The sequence below is a fragment of the Streptomyces corallincola genome (genome assembly GCF_019104725.1).
Lineage (GTDB): Bacteria > Actinomycetota > Actinomycetes > Streptomycetales > Streptomycetaceae > Streptomyces > Streptomyces corallincola.
Genome location: NZ_JAHRXF010000028.1, coordinates 42,745 through 56,616 on the forward strand (window position 1 = coordinate 42,745; position 13,872 = coordinate 56,616).

Below are 13,872 nucleotides of genomic sequence, written 5' to 3' on the forward strand. Positions count from 1 at the left end.
CGGACGCCCTCGGGGAAACAAGCGGTTCCTAGCGTGTTGGCCCCCTGACCCGAAGGGCCGACCTTGAGCATCTCCGAGTCCCCAGAGACAGCGACGGCGCCGGAATCCGCCACCGGCGGGCCGACCGAAGAGACGACAACGCGGGCCACCACACAGGCGACCAGGGAAACCCTGGAGGACTACACCCTCCGTTTCGCGCCGCGCGGTTACCGGCGCTGGAAGCCCATGATCGTGGCCACCACCGCGCTGGGCGGCATCGCGTACATGGCCGACTTCTCCATCGGTGCCGGTATCGGCCTGACGCACGGCACGGGCAACGCGCTCGTGGCGATCGCCGTCGCCGCCGTGGTCATCTTCGTCACGGGAATCCCGCTCGCGTACTACGGCGCCCGGTACAACATCGACCTGGACCTGATCACCCGCGGCTCCGGCTTCGGGTACTACGGCTCGGTCCTCACCGGCGTGATCTTCGCCAGCTTCACCTTCATCTTCTTCGCCCTCGAAGGCTCGATCATGGCCCAGGGACTGAAGCTGGGCCTCGGACTCCCGCTGTGGCTGGGCTACTTGGTGTCCACGTTCATGGTGATCCCGCTGGTGATCTACGGCATGAAGGCGCTGAGCAAGCTCCAGGTGTGGACCACGCCGGTGTGGCTGCTGCTGATGGTCGCGCCGCTGGTGTACCTGATCTCCAAGGACCCCGGCACGGTCGGCCGCTTCCTCGGTTACGCGGGCACCGGCGGTGACGGGGGCGTCAACACCGCTTCCGTGCTGCTCGGCGCGGGCGTGTGTCTGTCCCTCATCGCGCAGATCGGCGAGCAGATCGACTACTTGAGGTTCATGCCGCCCAGGACCGAGGCCAACCGGCGCACTTGGTGGACCGCCGTCATCATGGCCGGTCCCGGCTGGGTGGTGCTCGGCGCGCTGAAGCAGGCCATCGGCGTCTTCCTCGCCGTGTACATCCTGGCCGAGGTCGGCCCGGCCGCCGCGACGGAGCCCATCCAGCAGTTCCGGGGCGCCTTCGACGCGATGATGCCGTCCTGGCTGGTGGTCCCGCTGGCGGTGGTCCTCGTCGTCATCAGCCAGATCAAGATCAACGTCACGAACGCCTACTCCGGCTCGCTGGCCTGGACGAACTCCTTCACCCGTGTCACCCGGCACTACCCCGGCCGCATGATCTTCGTGCTGGTCAACCTCGGCTTCGCGCTCGCCCTGATGGAGGCCGACATGTTCAGCTTCCTGAACGGCATCCTCGGCTTCTACTCGAACTGCGCCATCGCCTGGGTCGTCACCGTGGCCACGGACATCGGCGTCAACAAGTACCTGCTCGGACTCTCCCCGCTCCAGCCCGAGTTCCGCCGGGGCATGCTGCACGCCGTCAACCCGGTCGGCGTCGTCTCCTTCGTCGCCGCGTCCGGGCTCTCCATCGCCCTGTACTTCCACGCCCTGGGCGACGGGCTCCAGCCCTACTCCCCCGTGGCCGCCGCCGTGATCGCCTTCGTCCTGACCCCGCTGATGGCACTCGTCACCAAGGGCCGCTACTACCTGCGCCGCACCGACGACGGCATCCCCGAGCCGCTGCTCGACGGTGAGGGCAACCCCAGCGGCCTCACCCTCACCTGCCACGTCTGCCACCAGTCCTACGAGCGCCCCGACCTCGCCGCCTGCCGGACCCACGACGCCGTCGTGTGCTCCCTGTGCCTAAGCACCGACAAAACCGGCGCCCACGTGCTCCCCGCCCAGGCACCGACCGGCTGAACCCGCACCCCAGGCGCACCCGGACGGCACCCGTATGGCCGGGTGCCGTCCGGGTGCGCCTCTCCTACTCCACGCAGGGGTCCTCCTGCGCACAGCGCACCGCCCGCTGCACCGCCCGCTCCACGTGGTGGCCGTCGGCGCCGGTCCGCTCGGCGTACGCCGTGACCGCCTCCCGGTAGGCACCCACGGCTTCCCGCCAGCGGCGGGCCTGTGCGTCGTACGCCGCACCCGTCAGACCGGCGAGGCGGGCCCGCTCTTCCTCGGCCAGCCGCTCGCGTACGAGCAGTTCTTCGGGAATCTCCGACATTCCTCGATGTTACGGCGCCCGCGGGACGGGGGCGCTCCGAAGCGGCCGTCGCCCACGGCGGGTGCCGGAGAAGCGCGGACCGCGGCGAGGCCGACGCGGGGGGGCGCACGCGTCGCGTACGCGGGTGACGCGCGCCACACCGTTCACGGCTCCGCGCACCTGGCCGGATCGCCTCGCCTCCCGCGCGATCGGCTATAGCGGGATATTGCCGATTGACCCCTGCGACGGTTCAACTTCGGCCAGGACTGGCCTTTTTGAGACATGGAAAGATCAATAATCTGCTCAATGACGCAGGCATCTACCAAGGAGTTCCGTGTCCACTGCCCAGCTTCCCGACATCCTGTCCCCCGAGTTCGCGGCGAACCCGTACCCGGTGTACGCCCGGATGAGGGCGGAAGAACCTCTCATCTGGCATGAAGGCATGCAGAGTTGGATCGTCTCCCGCTACGAGGACGTCGAGCGGGTCTTCAAGGACAAGCGGTCCGAGTTCACCACCGAGAACTACGACTGGCAGCTCGAACCGGTCCACGGCAAGACCATCCTCCAGATGAGCGGCCGTGAGCACTCGGTGCGCCGCGCGCTGGTCGCGCCCGCCTTCCGGGGCAGCGAGCTGCAGGAGAAGTTCCTCCCGGTGATCGAGCACAACTCGCGCGAACTCATCGACGCCTTCCGGCAGTCCGGCTCCGCCGACATCGTCGGGGACTACGCCACCCGGTTCCCGGTCAACGTGATCGCGGACATGCTGGGCCTGGACAAGGCCGACCACGCCCGTTTCCACGGCTGGTACACGGCCGTCATCGCCTTCCTCGGCAACCTCTCCGGGGACGCCGAGGTGACGGCGGCGGGCGAGCGCACCCGCGTGGAGTTCGCGGAGTACATGATCCCGATCATCCGCGAGCGCCGCGACCACCCGGGCGACGACCTGCTCTCCGCGCTGTGCGCCGCCGAGGTGGACGGTGTCCGGATGAGCGACGAGGACATCAAGGCGTTCTGCAGCCTGCTGCTCGCGGCCGGTGGCGAGACCACGGACAAGGCGATAGCCAGCATCTTCGCCAACCTCCTCATGAACCCGGAGCAGTTGGCGGCGGTCCGCGCCGACCGGAGCCTGATCCCGGCCGCCTTCGCGGAGACCCTGCGCCACACCCCGCCGGTGCACATGATCATGCGGCAGACCGCGAACGAGGTGGAGTTCAGCGGCGGCACGGTCCCGGCCGGGGCCACCGTCACCTGTCTGATCGGCTCGGCCAACCGTGACGAGCGCCGCTACGCCGAGCCGGACCGGTTCGACATCTTCCGCTCCGACCTCACCACCACCTCGGCGTTCTCCGCCGCCGCCGACCACCTGGCCTTCGCGCTCGGCCGGCACTTCTGCGTCGGCGCGCTGCTGGCCAAGGCGGAGGTGGAGACCGGTGTGAACCAACTCCTCGACGCCATGCCGGACATGCGGCTCGCGGACGGCTTCGACCCGGTGGAGCAGGGCGTGTTCACCCGCGGCCCGCAGACCCTGCCGGTGGTCTTCACCCCGGTCGGCGCCTGACCGCACGGCCGACCGGCATCCCCCTCCGGCCGACCGGCATCCCTCTCCGGGCGCCCGGCTCCCCCGTACGGGCGCCCGGAAGGACACAGCACGCCGTCGTGCCTACCGCATCGTCGGGGTGAACCGCACCGGCAGCCCGTTCAGCCCCCGCATCCAGATGGACGGCCGCCAGCTCAACTCCTCCGGTTCCACGTCGAGTACGAGGTCGGGCAGTTGCTCCTGGAGCGTCTCCACCGCCGTGCGCGCCATCACGTCCGCGAGCAGCGGGGCCGGGTACGGGCAGCGGTGCTCGCCGTTGCTGAACGACAGGTGCGCGGAGTTCTCCGCGCCGATGTACGACTCCGGCCAGATCTGCGGGTCGGTGTTGGCCGCCGCCAGCCCGAGGACGACGCAGTCGCCCTCGCGGATGAGCCGTCCGCCGAGCTGGGTGTCACGGACCGCCCAGCGCCCGATGAAGTTCTGGGTCGGGGTGTCCAGCCACAGCACCTCGTTGAGGGCGTCCCCGACGCTGACCCGGCCGCCGGAGACGTTCACCGCGAACCGCTCGTCGGTGAGGAGCAGCCGCAGCGTGTTGCCGATCCAGTTGGCGGTGGGCTGCTGGGCGGCGGCGATGACGGAGATCAGGTCCTGCACGATCTCCTCGTCGCTGAGCCCGGCCGGGTCCAGCAGCATGCGGGAGGTGACGTCGGAACCCGGGTCCTCCCGCTTCTCCTTCACCAGCTGCATGATGCGGGCGCCCACCCTGCCGTAGGCGGCCACCGGGTCGTCGCCCTCGCCCGCGTCCAGGGAGATCCTGAGGTCGTCCACCAGGTGCTCGGTGTCCTCGCCGCCCGCGGGCATGCCGCACATCCACAGCACCCCGCGCGCGGGCAGGGCGTGCGCGTACATGCTCATCAGCTCGGCCCGGCCGCCGCCGGAGAACGCCGAGATGAGCTGGTGGGCGATCTCCTGGCACTCGCGGGCCAGCTCGAACTGGTCCACGCCCTCCAGCGCCTGGGTGATCACGCCCTGGCGGCGCTGGTGTTCGGCGCCCTCGGTGAACAGCACCGAGGGCTGGTGGCCGACGTAGGGCATGAGGGGCCAGTCGGCAGGGATGTTCGGCCACTGGTTCCAGCGGCGGGAGTCGCGCGCGAACAGCTCGTCGTGGGTGGTGACGTAGCCGACCTCGGGGTAGCCGAGGACCAGCCAGGCGGGGATGCCGCCGTCGAGCAGCACCGGGGCGACCGCGCCGTGCTCGCGGCGCATCGTGCGGTACAGCTGGGACGGCGTCCGCTGGTATTCGAGCCCCGCCAGGTGGACGGCGTTCGCGTGCGCGGGGCAGCCGGGCGGCGGCGTGCTCGGGGCGTCGGTGGTGTCGCTCACGGGGTCCCCTCCTGGGCCAGCGCCATCGTGTAGAGGTGGTCCACGAGGGAGACGAGGACGTCCTTGCACGACGACCGGACGCGCGCGTCGCAATCGATCATGGGCACGTGCTCGCCCAGGGCGAGCGCCTGGCGGATCTCCTCCAGCGTGAACCGGTCGGTGTCGTCGTCGAAGCGGTTGACGGCGACCACGAACGGCGTGTTGTGGTGTTCGAGCCGGTCTATCGCGTACCAGGAGTCCTGCATACGGCGGGTGTCCACCAGGACGACCGCGCCGAGGGTGCCGGAGAACAGCCGGTCCCACAGGAACCAGAACCGCTCCTGGCCGGGCGCGCCGAACAGGTACAGCACCATGCGCTCGTTGAGGCTGATCCGGCCGAAGTCGAAGGCGACGGTGGTGGTGGTCTTGCGTTCCACCCCGGCCGTCTCGTCGATGCCCGCTCCGGCCTGGGTCATCACCTCTTCGGTGTTCAGCGGCCGGATCTCGCTGACCGACCGGACCAGGGTGGTCTTGCCGACACCGAAGCCGCCCACGACGACGATCTTGAGGCCGGTCTCGGCGTCGTCGGCCAGCGGCGTCCGCCGGGCGGGCAGCTCAGAGGTTGCGGAGCCCATGAAGCACCTCCTGGAGCAGGGCGGTTTCGGGGAGCCCGGCGACCGAGCGGGCCGCGCGGGGGTGGCGGGCGCTGATCTGCCCCATGTCGTGCAGATCGCCCAGCAGGATGCGGACGACGGTGATGGGCAGCTTCAGCTCGGCCGCGACCTCGACCAGCGCCGTGGGGTGGCGGCAGATCTCCAGGATGCGGACGTGCTCGGACTGCATACCGGCGGTGGGCTCGCACTCGCTGACGATGAGCGTCACCAGATCGAACGCGTCGTCGGCGTCGGTCCGTCCGCCCGTGACCATGTAGAGCCGGTCCGGATCACCGATGTCCACCGGTCCGCGGGTCACGCGGAGGCACCCCGGCCGATCGGGGCGCGGGGCTCGGCCCGCAGGTGGTCCCCGATCTGCTCGACGAGTTCGGTCATCTGGTGGCCGACCACGCCCGGATCGGCGCTCTCCTGCGCGATGACCGCGAGGTGCGCGCCCTCACCGGCCTCCACGATGAACAGCAGTCCGCCGTGGAACTCGGTCATGGAGTGCCGTACTCCGCCGGAGCCGTCGCCGAACTCGGCGGAGGCGCCCTGGGAGAGCGCCTGGATGCCGGAGCAGATGGCGGCGAGCTGGTCGGCCTGATCGACGGTCATGTGCTCGGTCCAGCACAGCTTGAGCCCGTCGCGGGAGAGCACGAGGGCGTGGCGGGTGCCCGGCGTGCGCTCCAGCAGGTTCGTCAGAAGCCAGGTGAGGCTGTTGTCGGTGGTCTCCATGCCGGGTGGGAGCGGGTGACGACCGCGTGGGTCACCCGGCCCCTTCCTCCAATCAAACGACGTGCGGGGATTCGGTACGAGGGGGTGGTGGGCGGCGCCCCGGCGGGTCCGGGGCACGCCCTCAGTCGTCCGTGGGGACCGGGTGGGTGCCCGTCCTGTCCTGCGGGTGCCGCGGGTCGCCCGGGTTCTCCGGAGCCGTGCCGTCGGGGGCGGACCCGGCGCCCCGGCGGCTCCGGTGGAAGGCGCCGAACCGGGTGCCCGCGTCGCGCGCCAGGCCGGGTTCGCGCCGGGCGGCGGGCGGTTCGGGCGCCGGGTGCCGACGGCCCCGCTCGGCCTCGGCCATCGTGCGGCCGGGCGCCCGCACGGGCAGCCCGCCGGGCGTTGCGGAGGCGCGCGGCGCGGGCACCTCCGAGCGGGGCGACGCCTCGGCGGCCGGGGCGGGCGCCGGGGTACGGGCCGGTCGCGGGGCCTCGGCGGCGGGCGCGGGCGCCGGAGCGGGTACGACGGGCTCCGCCTGGGTACGGCGCGGGGGGTGCTCGGTGACCAGCGGGGTGCGCTGCTGGGCGACGAGCTGCGGGGGCAGCAGGACGACGACGCCGGTGCCGCCGCGCGAGGAGGGGCGGTAGTTGACGCTGATGCCGTACTTCACGGCGAGCCGTCCCACGACGCCGAGGCCGAGGCGGGTGCCCTGGAGGGTGGCGAGGTCGGTGCTGCGGCCGGACACGGACTCCTCGGCGCGCCGCATGGCCGCGTCGGACATCTTCAGTCCGCTGTCCTCGATGGTGATGACGAGACCGGCGCTGCGCTCCTCGACGTACACATGGACCTCGTCGATGGGCGGCGAGAAGTTGGCCGCGTTGTCCATGAGTTCGGCCAGCAGGTGCATGACGCCCTCGGCGGCAAAGCCGGAGATCGCGGCGCGGCTGGAGGAGTGCAGGCGGACCCGGCGGTAGGCGGCGATGCGGCCGACGGCGCCGCGCAGGATGCTCTCCATGACGATCGGCTTGTTCCAGACGCGGCTGGAGCGTCCGCCCATCAGCAGGGCGAGCCGGTCGGTCATCAGGCCGAGCTGGGAGGTGCTGTGGTCCAGGCGGAGCAGATCCCCGAAGACCTCCTCGCCGTGCCGGTCCTGCATGTCGCGCAGGTCCGCGAGCATGCTGACGATCTTGGCCTGGACGCGGCTGAGCGCCTTGGCGGACGCGGCCTGCGCGGCGGCGGACCGGCGTTCGCTGTGGGCGAGTTCGCGGATCACGCGTTCCGCGGTGTCCCGGAGCAGGGTGTTCTGCGGCCAGTCGAAGCGGCCGAGCGTGGTGTCGGCGGAACTGCCGCCGCGCAGCAGGGTGATGGCGGCGGGCAGGGTCTCCTCGGTGAGCCGGGTGAGCTGTCCGGTCTCCCGCATCAGTTCGCCGCGTACGGCGTGCAGTTCGGCCTCGGCCTCGGTGGCGCGGCGTACGGCGTCGGCGAGTTCACCGGCGAAGAGCTGGGCGAGCTGGCGCAGGTGCGGGTCGGCGGGACCGGCGGCGCGGGCGAGGGCCTCCTCGGCGGGGACTCCCTCGCGGACCTGGCCGGCGAGACCGGGCAGGGTGACGGTGACCAGGCGGGCCGTCTCGGCGCTCTGCCGACGCCAGTCGCTCCGGCCCGCCTCCAGTTCGTCGTACTGTGCGGCGCCCTGCCTGCGGGCTCTGCCGACGCGGCGCAGCGCGACGGCCGTGACGAGGGCGAGGCAGCACCAGGCGACGGCGGCCGTGCCCGCGACCCAGCCTCGGGCGGGCCGCGGGGCGAGGAGGGCCGCCGAGGCGGCGCCTGCGGCGGTCACGAGCAGGATGACGAGGAACGCGGCCGGTGAGGAGCGCGCCCCTTTCGCGCTCCGGCGCTGGCGGGGGCGGGCTGGCACTGACATTGCGCGGTCCCTCGGTCCGTGAGAGCAGGGGTCGGGTGGACGGCTGAACATCGGCCGCGGTCCGGAAGCCGACCAGCAGGAGGGCGATCTTCCGGTTCATGGCCGCCGTTCATGCTAGCCATCCGGTGGGATGGTGGAGGCCAGGCGGTGGGTCCGGCATCCGCACGGGCTGACTTCGTCGTGAAACCGCCAACGCGGTGCGCCCGTGTGGTACAGCGCGCGCCCGCGTTCACGGCCGTTCCACACGTGGCCGGAACCCGTTGTCTCGGGCCCGCGCACCTCACATCGCGGCGCCCAACTGCCCGTTCCCCGAACGGACGTCGAACACTTTAGGCCAAGTCCGCCGACCCGGCTGACACCCCATCGGCCCCCAACCACCGTGCATCCGGCGAACCGGGCACGGCGCCCGGCGGATTCGCCGGGCGCGGGTGCGTCCTCGCCGGGTGCGTCTTCGCCCGGCGCGGGTGCGCTCACTCGAAGAACTTCAGGCTCCACCCCGTATTGGTGTTCGCTCCCGGCACGTTGGCGCGGGAGTACGTGGTGTTGCCCCACCAGCAGAAGGAGCCGGTGTACCAGGAGCGGTTGGCCCAGGAGTAGGGGGTGCCCTTGGGGACGGCGTGGAACATGAGCGGGAAGGTGGGACCGGCCGGGGGGCTGGTGGCGATGTCGCCGTCGAGGAGGACGAAGGTGTGGTGGCCGGGGCCGTTGACGTTGAGGGTGGGGTCCCAGCCGGACATCATGGTGTCGCGGTGGGAGCCGAAGAGGCAGCCGTTGGACTTGTACCAGTCCCAGACGTAGGTGGGGTCGCCGCCCGCGCGCAGCCGCAGGTCGGCCAGGCAGTACTGGTCGCTCCAGCTGCCGTTGGCGGAGTAGACGATGTGGAGTTGGCCGCTCGGGTCCTTGATGGCCTCCGGCGCCTCGTTGATGAACGGGTTGCCGACCACGCGCTCCCAGCTCTCGCGGGGCTGGGAGATGACCGAGCGCGCACCGGTGGGAGCGGTGGGGCTGCTCATGCGGGCGATGTAGAGGTTCTGCTCGACGTTGGTGTCACCGGCCCAGCCCGACCAGACGAACCAGCGCTGCCCGTTGAAGGTGAACATCGTGCCGTCGATGGCCCATTTGTCGTCCGGCAGGGCGAGCCTGGTCTCGCCGGTATACCCGCTGTCGGGGTTGGCGGAGCTGATGACGTACATGCGGTGGGCACTGCCGCGTCCCGCCGAGAAGTAGACGTAGTACCGGCCGCCGTCGCGGACGATCTCCGGGGCCCAGACCTCTCCCAGGTCGCGGGTGTCCGACCAGATCTGCCGGGCGGGGGCCGCGTCGAGGGTGCCGGTGGAGGACGCCTGGCGCACGGCGATGCCCGCGCCGGTGGACTGGACGGAGATGTAGGTGCCGCCGACCCGCAGCACGCTGGGGTCGGCGGCCCGCAGGCCGGTCTGGGCCGCCCGGGCGGGGGTGGCGGACGTGAGGCCCGTGACGAGGGTGAGGAGACAGGTCAGCGCCAGAGCCGCGGCGCCGGTGAGTGCGCGGGAAAGCTTCATGGTCCCGTTTCCGTGGTCGGCCTCCGCTTCGACGTACGGGCCGGACCGGCGCGAGGGACGGCGGCACGGACGTCCGGCCGGGATCACGTCGGAGGAGGGCTGCTGGGCGATCCAGGCCGTCGTTCCCGGTCCTCCACCGACGTTCCGCTGCCGCTTTTACATCGATGGAAGAGCGCTCTCACAGCATCTCGGGAGGTGATGGACATGTCAACCGCCATGTCGTTCCGCGGGCCGCCCGGCCCGGGCGCGGGTGCGCGGCTCCGGAGGCGTGGGGTGACGCAGGGAGCGGCGCTACGGCACGGTCAGCCAGGCGTTGCGGACCGGGGCCACCGGGCCGGTGTTCCAGTCCAGGCGGAGGACGGCGAGGTCGTCGGTGTGGCGGTCGGCGTTGAGGGTGCGGGTGCGGGCGATGAGCTGGTCGAGATGGGTGCCGGGGTCCGGAGCGTCGATGGTGTCGATGATCCGCAGCAGCCCCTCCACGCCGAGCCGGGCGCCGGTGCCGTCCGCGAAGCCCTCGATGAGCCCGTCGGTGTAGGCGACGAGGGCGCCGCGCGCGGGCAGGCGCAGGACGGTGGCGTGCCAGGTGCCGAGGCCGGGGGCGATGCCGAGCGCGACCCCGTGCGCGGCGGCGACCTCCTGGGCGCCCTCGGGGGTGACGAGCAGCGGCTCGTGGTGACCGGCGAGATAGAGGGTGAGGGTGCCCGCGTCCGGGTCGAGGGTGATGAGCGTGCAGGTGGTGAAGAGGTCGCTGCCGGTCCGTTCCGCGATGTGTATCTGCTCCAGCAGGTGCAGCAGGCGCCGGTCGCGGTGACCGCCGAGGGTCAGCGCGCGCCAGGCTATGCGCAGGCAGACGCCGAGCGCCGCCGCGTCGGGGCCGTGGCCGCTGACGTCCCCGATGATGGCGTGCACCTGGCCGTCGTCGGTCTGGACGACGTCCAGGAAGTCACCGCCGAGCAGGGCCTGCGCGCGGCCGGGGTAGTAGCGGCTGGAGGCGGTGACGGTGGCGGAGGACAGCAGGGGTTCCGGGAGCAGCCCGCGTTCGAGGCGGGCGTTCTCCTCGGCGCGCAGCCGTCCCAGCTGGAGGTCGGCGTTGGCGCGTTCGGCCTGCTTGCGCTGGGCGGCGTAGCGGACGGCGCGCTGCATCAGGTCGGGTTCGACCTTGCCCTTGATCAGATAGTCCTGGGCACCGGCCGCGAGGGCGTCCACACCCGCGCGGGGTTCGTCCAGGCCGGTGAGGACGATGATCGCGGCGTGGGTGTCGCGCTGGACGGCCTGGACGGTCTCCATGCCGGAGGCGTCGGGCAGATGCAGGTCGAGCAGGACGCAGTCCACCGGGGCGGCGGTGAGCGCGCGGCGTGCCTCGGCCGCGGTGCGGCAGCGGACCAGGGTGTGGGTGAGGTCGGTGTCGAGGAGGAGTTCCTCGACCAGCAGGGCGTCGCCGTCGTCGTCCTCGACCAGCAGGATGCGGTACAACTCCGAGCGGGCCGTGAGCTGTTCGGTCACGGACGGCCGCCTTCCGCGGAGTCCGCGAGGGCCGCGCGGCGACCGGCGTGGGCGTCCTGGGAGGCGTGGACATCGGCGGAGTCGCGGGCGTCCCGGGAGCCGGGGGTCTCCTGTGCCGGGAGGGCGGGGACGGCGGGCAGGGTGAACAGCACACGGGTGCCCAGTCGGTAACCGGGGTCGATGCCGATGTGCCCGCCGTGGAACTCCACGACCTTCTTGCACATGGCCAGCCCGATCCCGGTGCCCGGATAGGCGTCCTTGGTGTGCAGCCGCTGGAAGATGACGAAGACCTTCTCCTGGAACTCCGGTGCGATACCGATGCCGTTGTCGCTGACGGCGAACTCCCAGGCGCCGTCCTCGGTCGCGGTGAGTCCGACGTGGATGTGCGGCGGGCGGCCGGGGGCGCGGAACTTGAGCGCGTTGGAGAGCAGGTTCTGCCAGAGCATGCCGAGCTGGGTGGCGTCCCCGACGACCGGGGGCAGCGTGTCGTGGGTGATCTCGGCGCCGGTCTCCTCGACGGCCACGCTGACGTTCTCCAGGGCGCGGGTGAACACGGCGTCCATGTCCACGCTCTGGTGGTCGTTGTGGACGCGGCCGACGCGGGAGAAGGCGAGCAGGTCGTTGATGAGCGTCTGCATGCGGTTGGCGCCGTCCACCGCGAACGCGATGTACTGGTCGGCGCGTTCGTCGAGCTGTCCGCCGTAGCGCCGTTGCAGGAGCTGGGTGAAGCTGGAGACCTTGCGCAGCGGTTCCTGGAGGTCGTGCGAGGCGACGTAGGCGAACTGCTCCAGTTCGGTGTTGGAGCGTTTCAGGTCGTCGGCCTGCTCGTCCAGCATCCGGCGGGAGTCCTCGGCGGACTGGAGTTCCGCGAGGAGCCGGAGCCGCATGGAATCGACGTCGGCGGCGAGTCGGCGCAGGTCGGCCGGTCCGGTGCCGGGCAGCGGCTGTTCGAAGCGCCCTCGGGCGACGTCGCGGGCGGCCGTGCCGAGCCGGGCCAGCGGGCCGGTGACGCCCCGGCGCAGCCCCTCGAAGACGAGGGCGGCGACCAGCACGATGACGAGGGCGACGACGGCGAAGGTCCAGTTGCGCACGGTGGTGGCCGCGCGCCGGTCCCGGATGGCGTCGGCGGACTCGCTGCGGAGGTGGTCCTGCTGCCGGGCCAGGGCCTGCCGTACCGCGTCGAAGGAGGTCTTGCCCGCCTCGGCGCGCTGGGCGGCCACCCGGACGGTGTCCCCGGGGGACGCGGCGGCGACGGGGTCGGCGAACGCGCGCTGCCAGGCGGTGGCCAGCCGCTCCACGTCGGCCAGGTCGGTACGGGCCCGGTCGTCCTGCCGTACCAGGGGGCGCAGGCCGCGGATCGCGGTCCGCTCGTCGGTCACGCCGTCCCGGTAGGGCTGGAGGAAGTCGGCGCGGCCCGACAGGCCGTAGCCCCTGATCCCCGTCTCCTGGTTGACCAGGGCCTCTTCGAGCCGCATCGCGTCGATGAGGGCGGGTGAGCGCCGGTAGACGAGTTCGTCGGTGATGCCGGTGGTGCGCCAGGTCGCCCAGCCGCCGAGCGATCCGAGGACCGCGAGCACGACGAGTGTGGTCGCCACCCCCGCCTGCAGCCAGCGGCGGGTGGTCCAGTCGGCGAACACGCCCTCGCTGTCGGACGGCTTGCTGTTCATCGTGGTTCGATTCTCCCCTTCGGCACCGGTGGCCACGGAAGGCCGGGCGGCAAGCACACTGTACCCAGGGACCGACAACGCATGTTGTCCCGGCCGCGATCGAACGCCTAGGGTGAGGGCATGCCCGGTCCGTCCCACCTTCCCCGCCCGCACGGCCCGGCGGACGCGCTCGTCACCCAGGTGGTGGACGAACTCGCCCGGCGGCTCGCCGAGGACCCCGGGGACTGCGGAACCGGTCCGCTGCCGTGGGCCGAGTGGCCGGACGGCGGCGACGCCCGAGGGCACGCCCTGGTACGGCTGCGCGTCCTGGCCCGTGTCAAGCAGGCGGTGCGCAGCCTGGAGGACCAGGCCGCGCACGCGGCCGCGGTGAGCGGCGCCGGTTACCCCGAGATCGGGGAGGCCGTCGGCATCAGCCGCCAGGGGGCCAGACGCCGCTGGCCGGGACTCATCACCACCGGCGCACACCCCGCACCCGCCCGTCCCACACCCCGGAGCTCGTGAATCATGGCTGCCGCTACCCGCCCCTACGACGTGCTGCTGGTCGAGGACGACGTCGCCGACGCGATGCTCATCCAGGACGCCCTCGCCGAACGCGGGACCCGTAATCTCACCCAGGTCTCGGACGGCATCGCCGCCCTGGACTATCTCCGCGACCCGGCCACCGAGCGGCCCGACCTGATCGTGCTGGACCTCAACATGCCGCGCATGAACGGCCGGGAGTTCCTCGCCGTGGTCAAGGAGGACCCCGAACTGCGCACCATCCCGGTCGTGGTGCTCACCACCTCCGCCGCGCCCGACGACGTGACCGGCGCCTACCGGCACCACGCCAACGCGTACGTCACCAAGCCGGTGAACCTGGAGGAGTTCGAGGCGGCGGTGCGCAGCATCGACGCGTTCTACCTGGACATCGCGGTGAAGCCGCCGAAGCGGTAA

At 71.8% G+C, this 13,872-nt stretch carries 13 protein-coding genes; 4 read left to right on the plus strand and 9 right to left on the minus strand.

What is annotated here, in order from left to right:
* The first annotated feature begins 69 nt into the window (after positions 1 to 69).
* Positions 70 to 1,755, plus strand: coding sequence for a purine-cytosine permease family protein (locus tag KUM39_RS18340; protein WP_372455781.1), 1,686 nt, complete (start codon positions 70 to 72; stop codon positions 1,753 to 1,755).
* Between the two features lie 64 nt (positions 1,756 to 1,819).
* Here the strand turns inward: KUM39_RS18340 and KUM39_RS18345 are convergent, their stop codons facing one another.
* A complete protein-coding gene (locus KUM39_RS18345; protein ID WP_217786773.1) occupies positions 1,820 to 2,062 on the minus strand; it encodes a hypothetical protein in 243 nt (80 codons plus the stop codon).
* Positions 2,063 to 2,375: 313 nt separating this feature from the next.
* On the opposite strand from KUM39_RS18345, the gene KUM39_RS18350 reads away from it, so the two are divergent.
* A complete protein-coding gene (locus tag KUM39_RS18350; protein WP_217786774.1) occupies positions 2,376 to 3,599 on the plus strand; it encodes a cytochrome P450 in 1,224 nt (407 codons plus the stop codon).
* 102 nt (positions 3,600 to 3,701) lie between these two features.
* Here KUM39_RS18350 and KUM39_RS18355 read toward each other — a convergent pair whose 3' ends face one another.
* From KUM39_RS18355 to KUM39_RS18390, 8 genes are all read right to left on the minus strand, one after another.
* Complete coding sequence (locus KUM39_RS18355) at positions 3,702 to 4,961, minus strand: cytochrome P450 (protein WP_217786775.1); 1,260 nt, start codon at positions 4,959 to 4,961, stop codon at positions 3,702 to 3,704.
* On the minus strand, positions 4,958 to 5,575 hold the full coding sequence (locus KUM39_RS18360; protein ID WP_217786776.1) for a GTP-binding protein: 618 nt from the start codon (positions 5,573 to 5,575) through the stop codon (positions 4,958 to 4,960). Before KUM39_RS18360 ends, KUM39_RS18355 begins: the two co-directional genes overlap by 4 nt.
* A complete protein-coding gene (locus tag KUM39_RS18365) occupies positions 5,556 to 5,912 on the minus strand; it encodes a DUF742 domain-containing protein (protein WP_217786777.1) in 357 nt (118 codons plus the stop codon). Before KUM39_RS18365 ends, KUM39_RS18360 begins: the two co-directional genes overlap by 20 nt.
* Positions 5,909 to 6,328, minus strand: coding sequence for a roadblock/LC7 domain-containing protein (locus tag KUM39_RS18370; protein WP_217786778.1), 420 nt, complete (start codon positions 6,326 to 6,328; stop codon positions 5,909 to 5,911). The genes KUM39_RS18365 and KUM39_RS18370 overlap by 4 nt, the downstream gene beginning before the upstream one ends.
* Positions 6,329 to 6,449: 121 nt before the next feature.
* Positions 6,450 to 8,228 (minus strand): sensor histidine kinase, encoded by a 1,779-nt coding sequence (locus tag KUM39_RS18375; protein WP_217786779.1) that lies wholly within the window; start codon positions 8,226 to 8,228, stop codon positions 6,450 to 6,452.
* A gap of 470 nt (positions 8,229 to 8,698) precedes the next feature.
* Entirely contained in the window at positions 8,699 to 9,769 is a 1,071-nt protein-coding gene (locus KUM39_RS18380) for a glycoside hydrolase family 43 protein (protein WP_217786780.1), read from the minus strand.
* Between the two features lie 291 nt (positions 9,770 to 10,060).
* Entirely contained in the window at positions 10,061 to 11,272 is a 1,212-nt protein-coding gene (locus KUM39_RS18385; protein WP_217786781.1) for a PP2C family protein-serine/threonine phosphatase, read from the minus strand.
* Positions 11,269 to 12,939 carry a sensor histidine kinase gene (locus KUM39_RS18390; protein WP_217786782.1) on the minus strand — a complete coding sequence of 557 codons (1,671 nt, stop codon included), beginning with the start codon at positions 12,937 to 12,939 and terminating at the stop codon, positions 11,269 to 11,271. The genes KUM39_RS18385 and KUM39_RS18390 overlap by 4 nt, the downstream gene beginning before the upstream one ends.
* 120 nt (positions 12,940 to 13,059) lie before the next feature.
* Here KUM39_RS18390 and KUM39_RS18395 point away from each other — a divergent pair, with 120 nt between their 5' ends.
* Both KUM39_RS18395 and KUM39_RS18400 read left to right on the plus strand, forming a co-directional pair.
* Positions 13,060 to 13,440 carry a hypothetical protein gene (locus KUM39_RS18395; protein WP_217786783.1) on the plus strand — a complete coding sequence of 127 codons (381 nt, stop codon included), beginning with the start codon at positions 13,060 to 13,062 and terminating at the stop codon, positions 13,438 to 13,440.
* Positions 13,441 to 13,443: 3 nt separating this feature from the next.
* Positions 13,444 to 13,872 (plus strand): response regulator, encoded by a 429-nt coding sequence (locus KUM39_RS18400; RefSeq protein ID WP_217786784.1) that lies wholly within the window; start codon positions 13,444 to 13,446, stop codon positions 13,870 to 13,872.